The sequence below is a fragment of the Prevotella sp. MGM2 genome, from assembly GCF_002933955.1.
Lineage (GTDB): Bacteria > Bacteroidota > Bacteroidia > Bacteroidales > Bacteroidaceae > Alloprevotella.
The window spans coordinates 1-619 of record NZ_BEWW01000239.1 but is presented as its reverse complement, the minus strand read 5'-3'; the positions used below and the strand labels follow the sequence as shown (position 1 = coordinate 619).

The window sequence follows — 619 nt, the reverse complement described above, 5'->3', positions numbered from 1 at the left end:
TCATTAAGGCCGGTCATGCCGACGGGCAGTTGGCCGGTGCGCGCAACACAACGGGTGATGTGCTTCGTCCCGCCCTGCAAATTATCAAGACATCTCCAGGCATCACCTGTGTGAGCGGCGCTATGCTCCTGCTTACCATTGCTCCCGAATGTGGCGATAACGGTGTGCTCGTTATGGGCGATGTGGCTGTGACCCCCGTGCCCGATGCCAATCAGTTGGCTCAGATTGCCGTCTGCACCGCCCGTACCGCTCAGGCGGTAGCCGGCATTACGCCGCGTGTGGCCATGCTGAGTTTTTCTACTAAGGGATCAGCCAAACATGAGGTGGTGGACAAAGTGGTGGAAGCCTTTAATATAGCCAAGGAAATGGATCCCTCGCTGCTCATTGACGGTGAACTGCAGGCTGATGCTGCTCTCGTTCCCTCCGTAGGCTCGTCAAAGGCTCCTGGCAGCCCCATTGCCGGCAAGGCCAACGTTTTGGTGGTTCCCAGTCTTGAGGTGGGTAACATCGGCTACAAACTCGTGCAGCGTCTCGGCCATGCCACGGCTGTTGGTCCCATCCTTCAGGGCATAGCCCGTCCGGTGAATGATCTCTCGCGCGGCTGCTCCATCGAAGATGT

1 protein-coding gene is annotated in these 619 nt (G+C 58.2%); it reads left to right on the top strand.

The features are described 5' to 3' along the window. A partial coding sequence (locus tag C5S62_RS05915) for a phosphate acyltransferase (protein ID WP_255400144.1) occupies positions 1–619 on the top strand: 619 nt, incomplete at both ends.